The organism is Corynebacterium sp. HMSC034A01, from assembly GCF_001838175.1.
Lineage (GTDB): Bacteria > Actinomycetota > Actinomycetes > Mycobacteriales > Mycobacteriaceae > Corynebacterium.
The window spans coordinates 61047-79290 of record NZ_KV835958.1 but is presented as its reverse complement, the minus strand read 5'-3'; the positions used below and the strand labels follow the sequence as shown (position 1 = coordinate 79290).

16 protein-coding genes are annotated in these 18244 nt (G+C 66.2%); all 16 read right to left on the bottom strand.

Annotation, left to right across the window (positions count from 1 at the left end):
• Positions 1-168: 168 nt before the first annotated feature.
• Positions 169-1431 carry a tyrosine--tRNA ligase gene (gene tyrS, locus HMPREF2791_RS05740; RefSeq protein WP_070473211.1) on the bottom strand — a complete coding sequence of 421 codons (1263 nt, stop codon included), beginning with the start codon at positions 1429-1431 and terminating at the stop codon, positions 169-171.
• A gap of 15 nt (positions 1432-1446) precedes the next feature.
• Positions 1447-1626 carry a Trm112 family protein gene (locus HMPREF2791_RS05735; RefSeq protein WP_070473209.1) on the bottom strand — a complete coding sequence of 60 codons (180 nt, stop codon included), beginning with the start codon at positions 1624-1626 and terminating at the stop codon, positions 1447-1449.
• Positions 1623-2273: a hypothetical protein gene (locus HMPREF2791_RS05730; RefSeq protein ID WP_070473206.1), complete on the bottom strand. Its 651-nt coding sequence runs from the start codon at positions 2271-2273 to the stop codon at positions 1623-1625. Before HMPREF2791_RS05730 ends, HMPREF2791_RS05735 begins: the two co-directional genes overlap by 4 nt.
• Complete coding sequence (locus HMPREF2791_RS05725; RefSeq protein WP_246825459.1) at positions 2260-3852, bottom strand: vWA domain-containing protein; 1593 nt, start codon at positions 3850-3852, stop codon at positions 2260-2262. Before HMPREF2791_RS05725 ends, HMPREF2791_RS05730 begins: the two co-directional genes overlap by 14 nt.
• Positions 3849-5024 carry a hypothetical protein gene (locus HMPREF2791_RS05720; protein WP_070844700.1) on the bottom strand — a complete coding sequence of 392 codons (1176 nt, stop codon included), beginning with the start codon at positions 5022-5024 and terminating at the stop codon, positions 3849-3851. Before HMPREF2791_RS05720 ends, HMPREF2791_RS05725 begins: the two co-directional genes overlap by 4 nt.
• Before the next feature lie 49 nt (positions 5025-5073).
• Positions 5074-6510: an argininosuccinate lyase gene (gene argH / locus HMPREF2791_RS05715; RefSeq protein WP_070844699.1), complete on the bottom strand. Its 1437-nt coding sequence runs from the start codon at positions 6508-6510 to the stop codon at positions 5074-5076.
• Between the two features lie 3 nt (positions 6511-6513).
• On the bottom strand, positions 6514-7728 hold the full coding sequence (locus HMPREF2791_RS05710) for an argininosuccinate synthase (RefSeq protein WP_070844698.1): 1215 nt from the start codon (positions 7726-7728) through the stop codon (positions 6514-6516).
• Between the two features lie 80 nt (positions 7729-7808).
• Positions 7809-8306 carry an arginine repressor gene (locus HMPREF2791_RS05705; RefSeq protein ID WP_070844697.1) on the bottom strand — a complete coding sequence of 166 codons (498 nt, stop codon included), beginning with the start codon at positions 8304-8306 and terminating at the stop codon, positions 7809-7811.
• Positions 8303-9244, bottom strand: a complete 942-nt coding sequence (gene argF / locus HMPREF2791_RS05700) for an ornithine carbamoyltransferase (protein ID WP_070844696.1) — start codon at positions 9242-9244, stop codon at positions 8303-8305. Before argF ends, HMPREF2791_RS05705 begins: the two co-directional genes overlap by 4 nt.
• A 4-nt stretch (positions 9245-9248) precedes the next feature.
• Complete coding sequence (locus tag HMPREF2791_RS05695; protein ID WP_070844695.1) at positions 9249-10427, bottom strand: acetylornithine transaminase; 1179 nt, start codon at positions 10425-10427, stop codon at positions 9249-9251.
• Positions 10424-11359, bottom strand: coding sequence for an acetylglutamate kinase (gene argB / locus HMPREF2791_RS05690; protein ID WP_371335893.1), 936 nt, complete (start codon positions 11357-11359; stop codon positions 10424-10426). Before argB ends, HMPREF2791_RS05695 begins: the two co-directional genes overlap by 4 nt.
• A 12-nt stretch (positions 11360-11371) precedes the next feature.
• Positions 11372-12532 (bottom strand): bifunctional glutamate N-acetyltransferase/amino-acid acetyltransferase ArgJ, encoded by a 1161-nt coding sequence (gene argJ, locus HMPREF2791_RS05685; protein ID WP_070844693.1) that lies wholly within the window; start codon positions 12530-12532, stop codon positions 11372-11374.
• A 55-nt stretch (positions 12533-12587) separates the two neighbouring features.
• The gene (gene argC / locus HMPREF2791_RS05680) at positions 12588-13643 is read right to left on the bottom strand and encodes an N-acetyl-gamma-glutamyl-phosphate reductase (protein ID WP_070844692.1); all 1056 of its coding nucleotides are present in this window, start codon (positions 13641-13643) and stop codon (positions 12588-12590) included.
• Positions 13644-13698: 55 nt separating this feature from the next.
• Positions 13699-16206 (bottom strand): phenylalanine--tRNA ligase subunit beta, encoded by a 2508-nt coding sequence (pheT, locus tag HMPREF2791_RS05675; RefSeq protein WP_070844691.1) that lies wholly within the window; start codon positions 16204-16206, stop codon positions 13699-13701.
• A 14-nt stretch (positions 16207-16220) separates the two neighbouring features.
• Positions 16221-17291, bottom strand: a complete 1071-nt coding sequence (gene pheS, locus HMPREF2791_RS05670; protein ID WP_246825458.1) for a phenylalanine--tRNA ligase subunit alpha — start codon at positions 17289-17291, stop codon at positions 16221-16223.
• A gap of 134 nt (positions 17292-17425) precedes the next feature.
• Positions 17426-18238 carry a TrmH family RNA methyltransferase gene (locus tag HMPREF2791_RS05665; protein WP_070844690.1) on the bottom strand — a complete coding sequence of 271 codons (813 nt, stop codon included), beginning with the start codon at positions 18236-18238 and terminating at the stop codon, positions 17426-17428.
• Between the last annotated feature and the right edge of the window lie 6 nt (positions 18239-18244).

The following is an 18244-nucleotide window of genomic DNA, read 5'->3' as shown; positions in this document are numbered from 1 at the left end:
CCCGGTTAACCAGAACGTAACCCCTATTCACTTTGCTCGTTCCCTCCAGGCGGCCGAACCGCTCGGAAGCAACGGATGGATATATAACCACGAACCCAAACACAACACAAAACGCCCAGGCCAGAGTGCAAATCAGGCCTGGGCGACAGCTCGTCGTAAAGCAGGGTGCTACACGCGTTTTGCTCCCGCGAAGTTCTTTTTGCCGCGGCGCAGCACAAGCCAGGAACCGTGGAGGAAGTCGTCGTCTGTGGGCGCCCACGCCTCGTCCTCGATGCGGACATTGTTCACGTACGCGCCACCTTCCTTGATGGAGCGGCGGGCGGCGCCCTTGGAGTCCGCGAGGCCTGCGCCGACGAGCAGATCCACGATGGTGGTCTCGCCGGAGAACTCGAACACATCGGTCTCAGAAACGGACGCAGCCAGGGTTGCCTCGTCCAAATCCGCAAGCTCGGCGCGCCCAAACAGTGCCTGTGATGCAAGTTCGACAGCCTCGCGCGCCTCGACGCCGTGGACCAGATCGGTCATCTCCTGCGCAAGGCGGCGCTGCGCCTCACGCTTGAACGGGCGCTCCTCCACCTCGACCTCGAGGCGGGCAAGCTCTTCCTGGTCCAGGAAGGTAAACCAGCGCAGGTAGCGGATCACGTCGGCGTCCGCGGTGTTCACGAAGTACTGGTACCAGGTGTACGGGCTGGTCATCTCCGGGTCGAGCCACAGGGACCCGCCGCCGGTGGACTTGCCAAACTTCTTGCCCTCGGAGTCCGTGACCAGCGGCACGGTCAGCGCGTGGGTCTGCGCGCCGTCGATGCGGCGGTTCAGATCCACGCCGGCCACGAGGTTGCCCCACTGGTCGCCGCCGCCGATCTGCAGGATGCAGTCGTGCTCGCGGCGCAGCTGCACGAAGTCGTTCGCCTGCAGCAGCATGTAGGAGAACTCGGTGTAGGAGATGCCGTCGTTTTCCAGGCGACGCTTCACCGTCTCGCGGCCCAGCATGGTGGACAGGGAGAAGTGCTTGCCGATGTCGCGCAGGAACTCGATCGCGCTGAGATCCTTGGTCCAGTCGTTGTTGTTGACCAGCTTCGCGGCGTTGTCGCCGTCAAAGTGCACGAAGCGCTTGAGCTGGCCGGAGATGCGCTCCGCCCAGTCCTTGACGGTGTCCGCGGAGTTCATGGAGCGCTCCCCCACGTCGCGCGGATCGCCGATCATGCCGGTGGCGCCGCCGGCGAGCACGATCGGGGTGTGCCCGGCTTCTTGGAAGCGGCGCAGCATTAACAGCGGCACGAGGTGGCCGGCGTGCAGCGACGGGCCGGTCGGGTCAAACCCGCAGTACAGGGTGATCGGCGCTTGCGTTGCCTCGTGCAGGTTGTCCAGGTCGGTGGACTGGTTGATCAGCCCGCGCCAGGTCAGTTCGTCGATGATGTTTGTGGAAGTCATGGTTGCTTTCTACTTCTAGTTCGCTGGGGTGTAGGGCTCAGCTTCGTCGATGAGCAAAACCGGGATGCCGTCGTCGATGCGATAGGCAATGCCGAGGCGTTCGTTGACCAGGAGCTGCTTTTCCTGGTTGTACTCCAGCGGCCCCTTGTCCTTGGGGCACGCGAGGACGTTGAGAAGCTTCGGATCCAGACTCATGGTTTCGGATCGTACCCGTCGCCGCCGCGGTAGCTGTCGTCGAGTCCGGGCAACTCGCCGAGCTCCTCACGCAGGAACTGTGCCTGAGAGTCCATCGCACGTAGGTTGTCGTCCAAGATGCCCTGCCGCACCCGTCCTGCCGCACGGGTGAGCGTGGTCAGCGAGTCTACGACCACTCGCACCGCGGAGGCGTCGCGGTACTGCGGGGCATCGAGATACGTATCAACGACCTCCGGGTAGTACACCTTCACCACATTCCATATCGTTTGGCGGTGCTCCGGGGTGGGTTCCAAATGCTCCCACTCCGAGAGCACGAACCGGACTGTGTCTTCGAGCGCACGCGCCTGCGCCATCACCTGGCGCGGCGGTCGGGCGCCGCCCAAACGCCTGGACGTCTCCTGCAACGACCGCTCCAGCACCATCGGGGTGGGCTCCGCCGGCGCGGGCGGCAACTCCTTGGGCTTGCGCGCGGGGGTCAGCGCCGCACCTGCACCGTAGGCCGCCAGCGCCGCCACTGGCCAGTAGATGCCAATGCCCACCACAAGGTGCAGCACGACCACCAATATGGCAAGCACCAGCCCAACCTGGTTTTTCGGCGACGCGAAATAGCGGGCAACTGGGTTGCCGGAAGGATCATTGGAAGCCACGGATCTCCTTAAACGCCGCCGCGAGGTCGCCGCCAAGCGCGTCGAACACTTCGCCGCCGGTCAGCTCCGCCAGTTCGCGCATCTCCCACTCGCTCGCGTCGCCGTAGAGGATCACAAACACCGGCACGGAGCGCTGCGCCGCCGGCAGCTGCTCGTACTCCTTTTTGAATTTGGAGAAGCGCGGGCCGACGGTGTCTTGGCCGTCGCTGAGCAAGACTATCGACGGGATTCCGCCGGCCGGGTCCGTCTCCCGCAGCGCTTCCAGCAGCGTCTGGTACATCGCCGTGGAGCCGCTTGCGCTCAGCCCGTCCACATACTCCGTCAACTCGGCGGCCGCAGCCGGGTCATCATGGGAGAAACGCGCCGTGACAGGGGCATTCGGCCGGCTGTCGAAGGACTGCAGCGTGACGTTCTCCCGGTCGCGCAGGGAGACGTCGCCGGTGAGGGTGGAAGCGGAGCCGTCGATAAGCGAATGCATGATGTCTTTCAGCGAGGCGATGCGCTCGCCCTCCATCGAGCCCGAGGTGTCCAGCACAAACGTGGTGGTGCCTGGCTGCCGGTAGGTGTTGTCGTAGGCGTACAGCAGTTCGTCCACCACGCCTTCGTTCGCTGGAAACGGCAGCTCGATGACCTGCTGGTCCGCGATCTCCGCGGGGAGATTGTCCACCTGGGCCACCGGCCTGCGGAAGGTGTCCGCGATGTCGGGCTGGTGCTCGAGGAGCCAATTCGCAAGCTTCTCGACGCGATCCCGCGCGTCCGCATTCGCCGGCTGCGCGAGCGCGGACAGCGGGTAGTCCGCGGAGATGACGCCGTCCGCCGGAACCACAACCTCGATGGGCTGGCCCTGCTGACGCATCTGGTGCAGCGTGGACTCGTAGTTGACAATCGCGTCCGCTCGCCCGGGGTCGTCGGCGAACGCCTCAGCCAGCCAGCCGGAGGACCCGGAGACCATGGATTGGGCCTGGAACAGCTGCTCAAGGCGCGGGCCGACGCGCTCCAGGTCGGCCGGCGCGATGGCGTCGCCGGTGTCCGCCAGCGCGGTGGCCACAGCAACCAGAGCGGAGAACCCGGAGTTGGACGCCTGCGGGTTGGTCATACCGAAGCTGAACTCGCCTGCCTCCGCGGCCTGGGCGAACTCCGCCCACGTGGGCTGTTTTGTATCCCAGCCGAGTCGCTTTGCACTGTCCTCCCACACGCCGAACGCGACTGGGCTGGTGGCGATCTTCGACTCGCCGTCCAGCTTGTCGGTGGCGCCGATGAGGTTGACGTAGCGGTTGGTGGCAAACCAGGTGGCGTCCACTTTCCCGTCGAAGTCGCCGCGCTTGAGCGTCTGCGAATTGTCCAGGGTGCCGCCGGGAAACTGCATGTCGATAGAAAAGCCGAGGTCCTTGGCGGCCTGGTCGACCAGCCCTTCAAGGTCCTTCAGCTCGGTGGCGGCGACGATGGTCAGGTCGGCTGGAGTGCCCGACCCGGAACCTGCGTCGGAATCTGAGGAGCCGGACGTGCCGCCGTCGAGCGAGGTGCATGATGCGAGTATGAGCGACATCAGGGCGGCGAGAGCTACGAAAAGGCGTTTCACTGGTCGTCCTCCTTTACCGGTGCGGGAGCGCCGGCATAGCGTTGTCCCACTCCGTCGATGAGCTGCTCGAGCCTGTCGTAGGAGGGCGGGTCGATGGAATTGACGTAGCCGGAAGGCGCGTCGAGGCCGCGGTCCTCGAGCTCCTGCGCTAGGCTGCCGGAGTTCGCGGGGCGGAACCCGTGGCGGGCGGCGAGCTGCTGCAGCTGCGGGTCGTTTGCGAGCAGGCGCCCCAGCTCCTTGCCGCCCTCCGAAACACCGACGATGCCGTGGTTCGCAAGCACCGTGGGGCTCAAGTGCAGCAGCACCATGTCGTCGCGGATGCGCGAGTTCGGCCGCATCTGCTCTCCCAAGAACTGTGCCTCGTAGACCATCACCATCGGCGCGGCGCCCATGCCCTGGCTCAGGTAATCCGTGAATGGGCCAGACGAGGACGCCTCGCTGTACCCTTGGGCGGTGAAAAATGGAGCAATTTCGTCGATGAGGTACCCGACGTCGTCTCGGCGCTCCGGGTCGCGCTCGGCCACCTCCCACGCCAGAAGCGACAGGTACATCGCCGCGGAGTTGGAGGTGCGGATGTCCGTGGAGCGGATCTGCACATTGCGTGGTGAGGGGTACGCCTCGCCCAGGTCCCGCCAACGCTTTCCGGAGCGGGCCAGGTCCATGTACGTGTTCACGTCCAGGGTGTACGCGCCGTTGTGTTCGCTGACCACCCCTTCTGCAACCAAGAGGTCGGCGATCGGCTTCCAGCTCGCCACCGCCATCGGCGTGAAGAACGGGAAGTCCACGGAGTAGCCGCTGCCCTGCTCGCGCACCTTCTGCGTCGCCGGCGCCGACGACGGGAAGACGAAGTCCTGTTCCGCAATGTCCGTGGTGGTGGCAATCTGGCGCGAGCCGGCGGTGGTGACGCTGACGCTGTATCCCAGCTCTTCTAGCCGCGCCACCACGTCGGGGTCTTCGAAGTAGGCGCGTTTCTCCGAGCCGATCACGCCGTGTAGCTGGGTCAGCTTGCTGCCAGGCTCGTCGGATGTTCCCCCTTCATCCTCGCCGCCGAAGGGCAGCAGCCCCCGTCCCAGCGCGACGGCGGCGATGACCACCCCAACTAAAATGACGCCAAGCACCACGGAGACTTTCCGTCCCCGGGGCTTGGCGTCGTGGCTGCTCGGCACATTCATATCTCACATGCTAAATGGCCGGGCCGAGATGCGCGCCACAATCGAACAACTATTGCGAGCGCACCGGTGCCTTCGCCCACTCGCGCGCGGCCTTGTTCGCCTCGCGCACACGCTCGCGCTGCTCCTCTACTCGCGGGCGCGCGGTGCCGCCGCGGGTGTCGCGGGATGCCACCGCACCGTCAACGGTGAGCACCTCCCGGACCTCCGGACGCAGTCGCTTATCGACGCTTTGCAGTTCCTCATCCGTCAGATCGACCAGATCCACGCCGCGGGATTCCGCGATGCGCACGCAGGCGCCGGATGCCTCGTGGGCCTCGCGGAACGGCACGCCCTGGCGGACCATCCACTCGGCCAGGTCCGTCGCCAACGTGAAGCCTGCCGGGGCCAGCTCGCGCATACGGTCCTCGTGGAAGGTCAACGTGGACACCAAACCGGTAAACGCCGGCAAGAGAATGGATAGCTGGGTCACCGAGTCCACCAGCGGCTCCTTGTCCTCCTGCAGGTCGCGGTTGTACGCCAGCGGCATCGCTTTCAGCGTGGACAAAAGGCCGGTGAGGTTGCCAATCAAGCGTCCAGCCTTGCCGCGGGCGAGCTCCGGCACGTCCGGGTTCTTCTTCTGTGGCATGATCGATGAGCCCGTGGACCACGCGTCGTGCAGCGTGACGTAGCCGAACTCCGGGGTGGACCAGGCGATGATCTCCTCGGCGAAACGGGAGACGTCGATGGCGATCTGCGCGAGCACGTAGGCGGACTCGGCGGCGAAATCGCGCGAGGCGGTGCCGTCGAGTGAGTTGTCCGTGGCGGAGTCGAAGCCGAGCTCCTCTGCGATCGCTTCCGGGTCCAGGTGCAGCGAGGAGCCTGCCAGCGCACCGGAACCGTACGGCGAGACCGCGAGGCGCTTGTCCGCGTCCTGGATGCGCTCCAGGTCGCGCAGCAGCGGCTGGGCGTGGGCCAACAAGGAGTGCGCGAGCAGGATCGGCTGCGCAGCCTGGAAGTGGGTCTTGCCCGGCATGATCGCGTCCGGGTGGGCCTCGGCCTGCTGGGCAATCGCGTCGATCAGGTCAGACACGTCCTGGGCAACACCGCGGAGTGCATCTCGCAGCCACATGCGGAACATCGCGGCGACCTGGTCGTTGCGGGACCGGCCCGCGCGCAAGCGGCCGCCGATCTCAGGACCGACGCGGTCGATCAGGCCGCGCTCCATCGCGCCGTGCACGTCCTCGTCGATGGGCAGCGGGCCGAACGAGCCGTCGGCGACGTCGCGGCCGAGCTTGTCGAGGCCGTCGAGCATCACCGTGAAGTCTTCGTCGCTAAGCAAACCTGCCCTATTGAGCACCTTCGCGTGTGCTTTGGACGCCAGCACGTCGTAGGGTGCGAGCACCCAGTCGAAGTGCGTGGACACGGACAGTGCGAACATCGCCTCCGAGGGGCCGCCGGAGAAGCGGCCGCCCCACAGCGCGCCCTCGTTGGTCTTGTGCTGCTGCATCGACTACTTCTCCTGGTCGGAGCCAGCCGCGCGATCGCGCTTGTTGGCGATCTGGGAGGACAGGCCGTGCAGGCGCACAAAGCCCTTGGCCAGGGTCTGGTCGAAGGTGTCGCCGGTGTCGTAGGTGGCCAGGTTGAAGTCGTACAGGGAGTGGTTGGAGCGGCGGCCGTTGACGGTGGCGGTGCCGGCGTGCAGCACCATGCGGATGTCGCCGGTGACGTACTCCTGGGTGGACTCGATGAACGCGTCCAGGGAGCGCTTCAGCGGGCCGAACCAGAGTCCGTCGTAGACCTCCTCGGACCAGCGGGCGTCGATGAGGCGCTTGTAGCGGGCCAGCTCGCGCTCGACGGTGACGTCCTCAAGCGCCTTGTGCGCGGTGATCAGGGCAACCGCACCCGGTGCCTCGTAGACCTCGCGGGACTTGATGCCCACCAGGCGGTCCTCCACCATGTCCAGGCGGCCGATGCCCTGGGCGCCGGCGCGACGGTTCATCTCCTCGATCGCTTCGAGGACGGTGACCTTGCGGCCGTCGATAGCCACCGGCTTACCGGCCTCGAAGGAGATGATCACCTCGTCCGGTGCGTTGCCCAGCGCCGGGTCCTCGGTGTAGGCGTAGAGGTCCTTTGTCGGCGGGTTCCACAGGTCCTCCAGGAAGCCGGTCTCAACTGCGCGGCCCCAGACGTTCTGGTCGATGGAGAACGGCGACGCCGCAGACTGCTCGATGGGCAGGTCCTTGCCCTCGGCGTACTCGATGGCCTTGTCGCGGGTCCAGGCGTAGTCGCGGGCCGGAGCGATGATCTCCAGGTCCGGGTCCTGGTTGAGGAATCCGACCTCGAAGCGGACCTGGTCGTTGCCCTTGCCGGTGCAGCCGTGGGCGACGTGGGTGCCGCCGTACTTGTGGCCGGCCTGAACCAGGTGCTTGACAATCAGCGGGCGGGAGATTGCGGAGACCAGCGGGTATTCACCCTGGTACATGCCGTTGGCCTTGATGGTGGGCAGGCAGTACTCCTCGGCGAACTCGTCCTTGGCGTCCACGACGATGGACTCCACAGCGCCGCAGTCCAGCGCACGCTGGCGCACGGACTCCATGTCCTCGCCGCCCTGCCCCAAGTCCAGGGAGACGGCGATGACCTCGCCGCCGGTCATTTCGGCGAGGTAAGGGATGGCGACAGAGGTGTCAAGGCCGCCCGAGTACGCGAGCACAACGCGGTTAGTCATGGTGAAAGTTCTCCTTCGAATTCCAAGACGATTCAGAATTATTCAGTGTACGTAAAATTATGCGATGGGTGCGACGATGTCTATTCGCCGACGTTTTCCTTCAGTCCGAACAGCTGCTGCGCCAGCTCTTTGCCGGTGAGCGGCTCGCGGGCGAGGACGAACACCGTGTCGTCGCCGGCGATCGAGCCGACCACCTGGTCCAGCCCCACGCGGTCGATGTAGCTGGCCAGGTACTGGGCCGCCCCGGGCGGCGTGCGCACCACGGCAAGCTGCCCGGAGTAATCCACGGAGACCACCAACTCCTCAATCATGCGGCGCAGCTTCTCGCGCGGGCCGGAGTGCGCCGTTTCCAGCGAGTCCGCCTCGCCGCCCACGGTGTAGTAGGCGCGGCCGCCCGCGCGTGGGCGCACCTTTTTCGCGCCGAGCTCATCCAGGTCGCGCGAGAGGGTGGCTTGGGTGATGTCGATGCCCTCGTCCAGCAGGAGCTCGGACAGCTGCACCTGGGAGGACACGCGGGTTGATTCGAGCAGCTCGAGGATTCTCGCCTGCCGCGCGGTGCGGGATACAGGTTGGGTCATACTTGGTGCTCCAAAAGCCAGGCCAGCAGCGCCTTCTGGGCGTGCAGGCGGTTTTCCGCTTCATCGAAGACGCGCGATTGCGGCCCGTCGATGACGTCCGCGGCGACTTCGCTCCCGCGGTACGCGGGAAGGCAATGCAAGAATATTGCATTCTCCGCCGCGCGCGACATCAGGGCAGCATCCACCTGGTACGGCAAAAACGGCGTGCGGCGGTCCTTGCCGTCGGCCTCCATGCCCATGGATACCCACGTGTCGGTGATGACAACATTCGCGCCCTCCGAGGCCGCGATATCCGAGGTCACGTCGACTTTGGCCCCGGTTTCCTCGCCGCGGCTCCGTGCGCGTTCGACGAACTCCTCGCGCGGCTGGAAGCCGTCCGGGGCGATGACGGTCATGTCCACCCCGGCGGTGGCAAACCCGATGAGGTAGGAGTTGGCCATGTTGTTGTCCCCGTCGCCCAGGTAGACGGCCTTGAGCCCCTTCAGCCCCGCCGGACCCTCGTCCGGGCAGAAGTTCTCCACCACCGTCTGCAGGTCCGCGAGGATCTGGCACGGGTGCAGGTCGTCGGACAGCGCGTTGACGATCGGCACGGTGGCCGTTTCCGCCATCTCCCGCAGGTTGTCGTGGGAGTAGGTGCGCCACACAATCGCCTCAACGAACCGCGACAGCACCGCGCCGGTGTCCTGGTAGTTCTCCTTCGTGCCCATCTGCGAGTTGCCGCTTTCGGTGACAATCGCGTGTCCGCCCAGCTGCGCGATACCGGCGTCGAAGGAGTAGCGGGTGCGGGTGGAGGTTTTGTCGAACAGCACCGCGACTGACTTCGGGCCTTCCAGCGGCCGGCGCGAGAAGGGCTCGCGCTTCAGCTCCGCGGCGAGCGTGAGCACCTCGGCCTGCTCATTCGGTGTGAGGTCGTCGTCTGCCAGGAAATGTCTGACCATCGGTTTAGCTCCGTTCTTTCGCTGCTTCAATCGCGCCGGCGAGGCGCTTCATCGCTTCTTCAAGCTCATCATCACTGATCACCAGCGGCGGCGTGAGGCGGATGACGTCCTCGCCCGGTGCGTTCACAATCAGGCCTTGTTCGAGCCCATGCTTGACGACGAGCTTCGCCACCGCCTCATCCAGCACCACCCCGAGCATCAGGCCGCGCCCGCGGACCTGGGTGACACCGGGGATCTGCGAAGCTGCGTCGCTAAGCAATTGCCCCTTGCGGCGCACCTCGGCGAGGAAATCCTCGTCGACGACCCGCAGCACGGCGTTCGCCGCGGCGCAGGCAACGGGGTTGCCGCCGAAGGTGGTGCCGTGCGAGCCCGGGGTGAAAAGTTCTGCCGCCTTGCCGCGGGCGATAGTCGCGCCGATGGGCAGTCCGCCGCCCAATCCTTTGGCCATGGTGATCACGTCCGGCAGGATGCCTTCGTGCTGGAAGGCGAAGAAGTCGCCGGTGCGGCCGACGCCGGTTTGGACCTCGTCGGTGATAAAGAGGATCCCGTGGGCGTCGGAAAGCTCACGCACCGCTTTAAGGAAACCCTCCGGCGCGGGGATGACCCCCGTTTCGCCCTGGATGGGCTCCAGGATGATCGCTGCGGTGTTGCCCGGGTCCTGCTGCACCAGGGCTTCGAGTGCCTCGATGTCGCCGTACGGGAAGAACTCGACGCCTGCCGGCATGGGTTCGAACGGTGCGCGCTTGTCCGGCTGGCCCGTCAGCGCGAGCGAACCCATGGTGCGTCCGTGGAAGCCGCGCTCAGCTGCGAGGATGCGGCGGCGACCGGTCAGGCGCGCGAGCTTGAAGGCGGCCTCGTTGGCCTCGGCGCCGGAGTTGCAGAAAAACACCCGCGCGGTGTCGTCGCCGACGCGGGCGCGCAGCGCTTCGGCGGCCTGCACCACCGGCTGGGAGCCGAAGAGGTTGGACACGTGGCCAAGCGTCGCCACCTGGGCGCTCACCGCCTCAACGACGGCCTGGTGCGCGTGGCCGAGCGCGTTGACAGCAATGCCGGCGAGCATGTCTATGTAGGTGTTGCCGTCCGCGTCCGTGACGGTGGAGCCCTCGCCGGAGACAAGCTCCACCGGCGGCGCCGGGTAGGTATCTAGCAGCGCGTTAGTCCAACGCGAAGAAAACTCGCTCATGCGTCGTCCTTTCTAAAGATCGTTCCGTCCGGGTAGTGCGCGCGGTCGTAGTCGTCCGGCAGCACCATGGTGCCAACGCCGCCCATGGTCAAAAGCTCCAGCAGCACGGAGTGGGCCACGCGGCCGTCGATGACGTGCGCAGCCTTCACCCCGCCCTGGACCGCGGTGAGGCAGGCCTCCATCTTCGGGATCATGCCGGTGTCCAAGCCGGGCAGCATCTTGGCCAGCTCGCCCGCCTCAATCTTGGACAGCAGCGAGTCCTTGTTCGGCCAGTCCGTGTAGAGCCCCTCGACGTTGGTGAGCACCACGAGACGCTCGGCGCCGATCGCAGCGGCGAGCGCACCCGCGGCCTCGTCGGCGTTGATGTTGTACACCTCGCCGTGCTCCCCCGGTGCGATGCCGGAAACCACCGGGATGCGGCCGGCCTCGATGATGTCCATCACCGCCTCCGGGTTCACGTCCGTGATCGTGCCCACCAGGCCGATGTCCTGCAGGTGGCCGTCGACGACCACCTCGCGCTGCTTCGCGGTAAACAACCCGGCGTCCTCGCCCGAAGTACCCACCGCGTAGGGCCCGTGCGAGTTGATCTTGCCCAGCAGGTCCCGGCCCACCTGGCCGAAGAGCACCATGCGCACCACGTCCAGGATCTCCGGGGTGGTCACGCGGAAACCGCCGATGAACTCCCCGCCGTCCAGCCCCAAGCGGCCGAGCATCTGGGTGATCTGCGGCCCGCCGCCGTGCACCACCACGGGTTTCGCACCCACGGTGCGTAAAAACACCATGTCGGCTGCGAAGGCTGCCTTTAAGTCCTCATCGATCATGGCGTTGCCGCCGTACTTGACCACCACGATCTTGTCCCGGTAGTGCTGCAGCCACGGCAGCGCCTCCGCCAGCACAGTGGCGCGCTGCTCGTTGGTCAGATTCGGCATCATCTCGCGCACCCCCTAGCTGGTGTAGGCCGAGTTGATCTCAACATAGGCGTGCGAGAGATCCGTCGTGCGCACCGTCGCGCGGCCCTCACCGCCGGTGCCCAGATCCACCACCACCGCGATGTCCGACCCGCTCAGATCCACGTCCCGCGCGCCGGGCACTGCACCGGAGTACTCGCAGACGGTGTGACTGTTGAAGGTCACCGAGATGCTATCCGCGTCCATCTCCGCGTCCGCCATGCCCACGGCGGCGAGCACGCGGCCCCAGTTCGGGTCGGAGCCGAACATCGCCGTTTTGACCAGGCTGTCGCGGCCGATGGTGCGCGCAGCGTTGAGTGCTTGTTCGTCGTCCGCGGCGCCTTCGACGGTGATGCTCACACGCTTGGTCACGCCCTCGGCGTCGGACTGCATCATCGCCGCCAGCTGCGCGCAGGCCTCGTGTACCGCGGCGTCCAGCTCGTCCTGGTCCGGTCTCACCCCACTTGCGCCGTTGGCCATCGCGATGACGGTGTCGTTGGTGGAGGTGGATCCGTCGATGTCCAGGGTGTTAAAGGTAGTTGCGGTGGCGCGCTCTAACGCGGTCTGCAGCGCCTGGGCCTCCACCTTCGCGTCGGTGGTCAGGCACACCAGCATCGTCGCCAGCGACGGCGCCATCATGCCGGCACCTTTACCCATGCCTCCGACAGTCCAGCCGTCGCCCTTGACCAAGACTTCTTTTGCGATGGTGTCGGTGGTGCGGATGGCATCAGCGGCGTCTGCCCCGTGGTCGCCGAGCTGAGTGACGACGCCTGCGATGCCGCGTTCCACCTTCTCCATCGGCAACAGATCGCCAATGATGCCGGTGGAGCAGACAGCCACCTGGTGTGGCTCAGCGCCGACACCATCGGCCGTGAGTTGCTGCATAGTTTGCGCGTCATGCAGCCCTTGCTCCCCGGTGCAGGCGTTGGCGTTGCCGGAGTTGAACACCACTGCTTTCAGTTCGCCTGCGGCCACGGCCGCGCGGCTGACTTTCACGGGCGCGGCGAAGACCTTGTTGCGTGTGAATACGGCTGCGGCGGCGAACTCGGGGCCTTCGTTGACCACGACGGCCATGTCCGGGTTGCCGGATGCTTTCAGGCCCGCGCTTGTGGCGGCGGCGGAAAAACCTTGAGGTGCGGTGACTCCAAGAGCACTCATGATGGAGGGGTCCTTTCGGGAAAAGGGGAAGCTGGTTTGGGGGTCTAGCCGGCGGTTACGGAGCCACCGCGGCTCGCGACAGACCCGCCCCCTCGTCGAAGCCAAGCGCAAGATTCATGCACTGCACCGCGGCTCCCCCGGTGCCCTTGGTCAGGTTGTCAATGACGCTGGTGACAACAAGCTTGCTGGCTGCCTGGTCCACCTCAACCTGGACGTGGCACATGTTGGAACCCACCACGTGCTGCGTTTGCGGCTGCTGGCCGGCAGGCAGCAGGAGCACGAACGGTTCCTCGGCGTAGGCGTTTTCGTAGGCGGCGCGCACCGCCTCCACGTCCGTGCCCTGTGCCAGCGGCGCGGTGACGGTGGTGAGGATGCCGCGCGGCAGCGGCGCGAGCACGGGGGTGAAACTGACCGCGACCTGGCCGCCCGCGACTTCCTCGAGGTTTTGCGCGATTTCGGGAGTGTGCCTGTGTGCACCTGCGACGCTGTAGGCCTTCAGCGAGCCCATCGTCTCAGCACCGAGCATGTCCACCTTGGCCTTTTTGCCGGCCCCGGAAACGCCGGTGACGGCCACAACCGTCAGGTCCGGCTCGACCAGTCCGGCCTGCACCGCCGGCCATGCGGCGAGCGTGGCACCCGTGGGAAAGCACCCAGGGACAGAGATGCGCGTTGCCTTTGCGACGTCCTCACGGTGCCCCGGCAACTCCGGCAGCCCGTAGGGCCACGAGCCTGCGTGTTCCGAGCCGTAATAGGCGCGCCACGCCCTAGCGTCGCGCAAGCGGAAGTCGGCCGCGCAGTCGATGACCATCACATCGTCGCCCAGTGCAGCGCCGATGGCCGCGGAATGGCCGTGCGGGAGCCCCAAAAAGACCACGTCGTGGCCGGAAAGCACGTCGACGGTCGTCTCTTCAATGATCCGGTCTGCCAGCTCCGGCAGATGCGGCATGAGCTCGCCGACGCTTTGGCCGGCGTTGGACGCACCGGTGAGTGCGCCGATCTTTAGCTTCCCCGCGAGATACGCCGGGTGGCCCAGCAGCAGGCGGAGAATCTCACCGCCCGCATAGCCCGTGGCCCCCGCGACCGCTACTTTGACAACCTTGCTTCCTGACATGGCCGTCAGTGTAACAGTTATGCAGTCGCGTGGAAGTTATTCACGAAAAATTTATTTAGCCGCGCATTTCTGCGCCGAAGCGCTCCTTGGCCAACTCGGCCGCCTTCAGGCGCGCCTCGGAGGCCTCCTCCTCGGTCAACGTGCGATCCGGGGCGCGGAACGCCAGGCCGAATGCGAGCGACTTCTTGCCTTCGCCGAGGCTCTCGGAACGGTAGACATCGAAAAGCGTCACCGCTTCGACGAGCTCGCCAGCACCCTCCTGGACCGCGCGGCGCACGTCCTCGGCCGCCACAGCCTCGTCGACGACCAGGGCGATGTCCTGGTTGAGCAGCGGGAATGCGGACAGTCGCGGCGCGGGCAGGCGCTCTGCCAGCGGGATCGCGGTCAGATCTATCTCCATCGCGCACGTGCGCGCCGGCAGGTTCAGCTTCTCCAAGATCTGCGGGTGCAGCTCGCCGGCGTGGCCGACCACCTCGCCGTCGACTTGCAGCTCGGCGCAACGGCCCGGGTGCCACGGCAGGTACTCGGCCGCCTGGACGTCCAGCTCAACGCCGCAGACACGGGCAACGAGCTGGGCTGCCTCGATGGCGTCCGACCACTCGTAGGCGCGGCCGGTGCCCCACGGGCCTTCCAGCTCCGTGTTGCCCAGTGCCACGGTCGCGGCGTGGAGGTGCTGCTTCGGCAGCGACTCGACGAGCTCCGCGACGACCTCGTCCGCCGGGCGCTCGGACACGTCCGGCAGCGGCGAGACGTCCGCGCGCTTTTCCGAGGTCTGCGCCACGGAGTAGATCGCCACATCACCGCGACCGCGCGCGACGTTTCGGCCGGCGGCCTCCAGCATCGGCGGCAGCAGTGTGGTGCCCAGGATGCCGTAGTCCGCATCCAGCGGGTTCTGCACCTTGACGGTGTTGCGGCGCGGATCCTCGGCGTCCAGGCCCCAGGTATCGAAGGTGTCGTTGGCGATAAACGGCGTGGGAATAATCTCCGCGTAGCCGGAGTACGCCAGCGCGTGGGTCACCGCACGACGGCGGCGCTGCAGCGGGCTCAAACCGCGGCCTCCACGGGGCGTGGGCAGGATCGACGGGATGTCGTCCAGCCCCTCCAGGCGCACGACCTCTTCGACCAGCTCCACCGGCACGGTGATGTCGGTGCGCCAAGTCGGCGGGGTGACCTGGAGCTCATCGCCGTCGCCAGCGACCTCGCAGCCGACCTCCTGCAGGCGGCGGACCACCGTCTCGCGCGCGTAATCCACACCGATCAGCTCGGCTGGCCGCGCGGCGCGCATCGCAATCGCATCACGCTTCTCGACGTCACCTACCAGCGTCCTGCCCGCATGAATCGTGCCGCCAGCGATCTCCACCAGCAGCGCGCACGCAATGTCCAGGGCGTTTTCCACCAGCTGCGGGTCCACGCCGCGTTCAAATCGGCGCGAGGCTTCCGAGCTCAGCTTCAGCCGGCGCGCAGTGCGCGCCACGGTCAACGGATCCCAGGTTGCGGCCTCGAAGTGGACGTTGACCGTCTCGTCCGAGATCTCGGAAGTGGTCCCGCCCATGACGCCGGCCAGCGACTGAATGCCGTTGTCGTCGCTGATCACCACGTCTTCAGCGGTCAAGGTGCGCTCGACGTGGTCGAGCGTTTCAAACTTCTCCCCGTCGGCGGCGTTGTGCACACGCAGGCCACCGGCGATCTTGTCGGCGTCGAAGGCGTGCATCGGCTGGCCGGTGAGCAGCATGACGTAGTTGGTCACGTCCGTTGCGGCGTTGACCGAGCGCACGCCGGACAGCATGAGCTCGCGCTGCATCCAGAACGGTGCCGTCGCGTTCGCATCGATGCCTTCGACAGTGCGCACGCCGAAACGCTTGGCCTTGGTGGATTCCTCCACGATCACCGGGATGGTCTCGCCTGCCGGGGCTGGAACACCAGAGAGGTCGATGCCGGCGATCGCAGGATCCTGCGCCACGTCTGCGAACTCGAGGTCGAAGGCGGAGGCGATCTCGCGGGTCAAACCGCGGGCTGACAGTGCGTAACCGCGGTCCGGGGTGACGTTGACCTCGAAGACGGTGTCGTCCGAGCCCAGAATCTCGCGGGCGTCTTGGCCGGGGGTGGCGGAGCCGTCGTGAAGCGTAATGATGCCCTCGCTCTTTGCGGTGAGCCCGAGCTCGGCCGCGGAGGCCATCATGCCTGCGGAGATGTGGTCGTAGGTCTCACGCGCGGAGATCTCGAATCCGCCCGGCAGCACCGCGCCCGGAAGCGACACGACGACCAGGTCGCCCTGCTTGAAGTTGCGGGCGCCACAAATGATGCCCTGCGGCTCGCCGGTGCCATTGGCCTGGCCCACGTCCACCTGGCAGTAGCGGATCGGCTTCTTAAATCCGGTGAGCTCCTCAATTTCGGCGACGCGGCCGATGACCAGCGGGCCGGTGACCTCTGGAAGCGGTTCGTAGCCCTCTGTCTCGAAGCCGACGCGCACGAAGCCCGCGTCGAGCTCCTCGTCGGTGGGGTTGAAGTCCTTGTTACCTGCGTTCTGCAGCAGGCGGACGATCCAGTTTTTGGAAATGAGCATTATCAGTGTCTCCTTTACGCCTGCACGCCGAACGGGATGGTGAAACGGACGTCGCCTTCGACCATGTCGCGCATGTCCGACAGACCATTGCGGAACTGCAGGGTGCGCTCCAAGCCCATGCCGAATGCGAAGCCGGAGTAAACCTCCGGGTCGATGCCTACGGCACGCAGCACGTTCGGGTTGACCATGCCGCAGCCGCCCCACTCGATCCAGCCGGCGCCGCCCTTCTTGTTGGGGAACCACACGTCCACCTCAGCGGACGGCTCGGTAAACGGGAAGTAGTTCGTGCGCATGCGCGTCTTCGTCTCCGGGCCGAACAGCACCTTGGCCAGGTGGTCGAGGGTGCCGCGCAGGTGCGCCATGGTCAGGCCCTTGTCCACGGCCAAGCCCTCCACCTGGTGGAACACCGGAGTGTGGGTGGCGTCTAGCTCGTCGGTGCGGAACACGCGCCCTGGGCACGCGATGTAGATGGGCACGTCGCGCTCAAGCATGGTGCGCACCTGCACCGGCGAAGTGTGGGTGCGCATGACCTGCTTGGAGCCTTCCTCGCCGATGTAGAAGGTGTCCTGCAGCGTGCGGGCCGGGTGGTCCGGGATGAAGTTCAGCGCGTCGAAATTGAAGTACTCCGCTTCCACCTCCGGGCCTTCCGCGACTTCCCAGCCCATGCCGATGAAGATGTCCGCGATGTGCTCGGACAGCGTGGTGATCGGGTGCATCGCACCCGCCTGCGTGCGGGAGGTGGGCAGGGTGACGTCCACCTTCTCCTCGCGCAGCTGCTTCTCGCGGTGCTCCGCTTCGCGCTGCACGCGCAGCTGGGCGTAGGCCTTTTCTGCGCGGCCGCGGGCCATGTTCACGAACCGACCGGCATCCTTGCGCTGATCCTTGGGCAGCGTTCCAAGTGCGCGGCGGGCCTGCGGAATCGGGGCCTTCTCCCCCAGGTGCGCACGGTGCGCCTCCTCCAGCGCAGCGAGGTCCTCGGCCGCCTCAAAAGCAGCGATCGCCTCGTCCGCCGCCTTGTTCAGGGCGTCCTCGGTCAGTTCAATCTCCGGAGTTGGGTTTGCGTTGTCGGCCACGCTCGTGTTCACCCGCACCTTTCCACAAGTGCGCTGCGCTGTTTATACAGACCGCAGCAGTGTCGGTTCAAAAGCGTCCACCACTTTACCTATCGGTCGACACAGCGACCGCGCGAGGGCGGGCGCTGCAAACCCTGTCAATAAAGCTAGTCCTCCGCGAGCGCCTTCGACGACTCCCACAGGCAGATACTCGCCGCTGTGGCCAGGTTCAACGACTCCGCACTGCCCTGAATAGGGATGGAAACGCGGTGGTCGGCGGCCGACAGGATGTCGTCGTCAAGCCCATGTGCCTCGTTGCCGAACAGCCAAGCCGTCGGCTGCGCGAGCGTCTCCCCCGGCTGTGCAAGGTTCACCTCGCCGTTCATGGTGGTGGCGAAGGTGGACAGCCCGGCGTCTTCGATCTGGCTGATCACACGGCGGACATCTCGGTCGCGTGCCACCGGGATGTGGAACAGCGAGCCCGCGGTGGAGCGCACCACTTTGGGGGCCTCCGGGTCCACGGTGTCGCCGGCGAAAATCACCGCGTCCGCGCCCACAGCATCGGCGTTGCGGATGATTGTGCCGGCGTTGCCGGGGTCGTTGGTTTCCACGCACACCGCCACCAGCTTCGGCCGGCCCTTCATAATCTTGGGCACCGTCCACAGCACCGGGTGGCACACCGCAAAAATGCCAGTAGAGGTTACTGCGTCCGCAAGCGAATCCGCAGCCTTGTCCGTGATCGCGTGCGTGTACACGTCCATGTAGCCGGCCGCCCGCACGATCTCCTCGAAACGCTCGGCCGCGGCCTCGGTGACGAAGAGGTCCGTCGCCGCCCCCGTGGCCACGGCAGCCTCAACAGCGTTCTCGCCTTCCGCCAAGAAGGCCTTAGCTTTACGACGAGCTTGCGCCCTCTTCAACTTCCCCGCATTAACCACACGCGGGGTGCGCTCTGTGAACGGCTGCTGGAAATCCAATGGCATAGCTAC

Coding starts and splice junctions, on each gene's coding strand:
- pheT (WP_070844691.1), bottom strand. CDS start 16,206: ATGCTCATTTCCAAAAACTGGATCGTCCGCCTGCTGCAGAACGCAGGT.
- argC (WP_070844692.1), bottom strand. CDS start 13,643: ATGTCAGGAAGCAAGGTTGTCAAAGTAGCGGTCGCGGGGGCCACGGGC.
- HMPREF2791_RS05720 (WP_070844700.1), bottom strand. CDS start 5,024: ATGAATGTGCCGAGCAGCCACGACGCCAAGCCCCGGGGACGGAAAGTC.
- tyrS (WP_070473211.1), bottom strand. CDS start 1,431: ATGACTTCCACAAACATCATCGACGAACTGACCTGGCGCGGGCTGATC.
- HMPREF2791_RS05695 (WP_070844695.1), bottom strand. CDS start 10,427: ATGAGCGAGTTTTCTTCGCGTTGGACTAACGCGCTGCTAGATACCTAC.
- argH (WP_070844699.1), bottom strand. CDS start 6,510: ATGCAGCAGCACAAGACCAACGAGGGCGCGCTGTGGGGCGGCCGCTTC.
- argB (WP_371335893.1), bottom strand. CDS start 11,359: ATGATGCCGAATCTGACCAACGAGCAGCGCGCCACTGTGCTGGCGGAG.
- HMPREF2791_RS05735 (WP_070473209.1), bottom strand. CDS start 1,626: ATGAGTCTGGATCCGAAGCTTCTCAACGTCCTCGCGTGCCCCAAGGAC.
- argF (WP_070844696.1), bottom strand. CDS start 9,244: ATGGTCAGACATTTCCTGGCAGACGACGACCTCACACCGAATGAGCAG.
- argJ (WP_070844693.1), bottom strand. CDS start 12,532: ATGAGTGCTCTTGGAGTCACCGCACCTCAAGGTTTTTCCGCCGCCGCC.
- HMPREF2791_RS05705 (WP_070844697.1), bottom strand. CDS start 8,306: ATGACCCAACCTGTATCCCGCACCGCGCGGCAGGCGAGAATCCTCGAG.
- HMPREF2791_RS05665 (WP_070844690.1), bottom strand. CDS start 18,238: ATGCCATTGGATTTCCAGCAGCCGTTCACAGAGCGCACCCCGCGTGTG.
- HMPREF2791_RS05710 (WP_070844698.1), bottom strand. CDS start 7,728: ATGACTAACCGCGTTGTGCTCGCGTACTCGGGCGGCCTTGACACCTCT.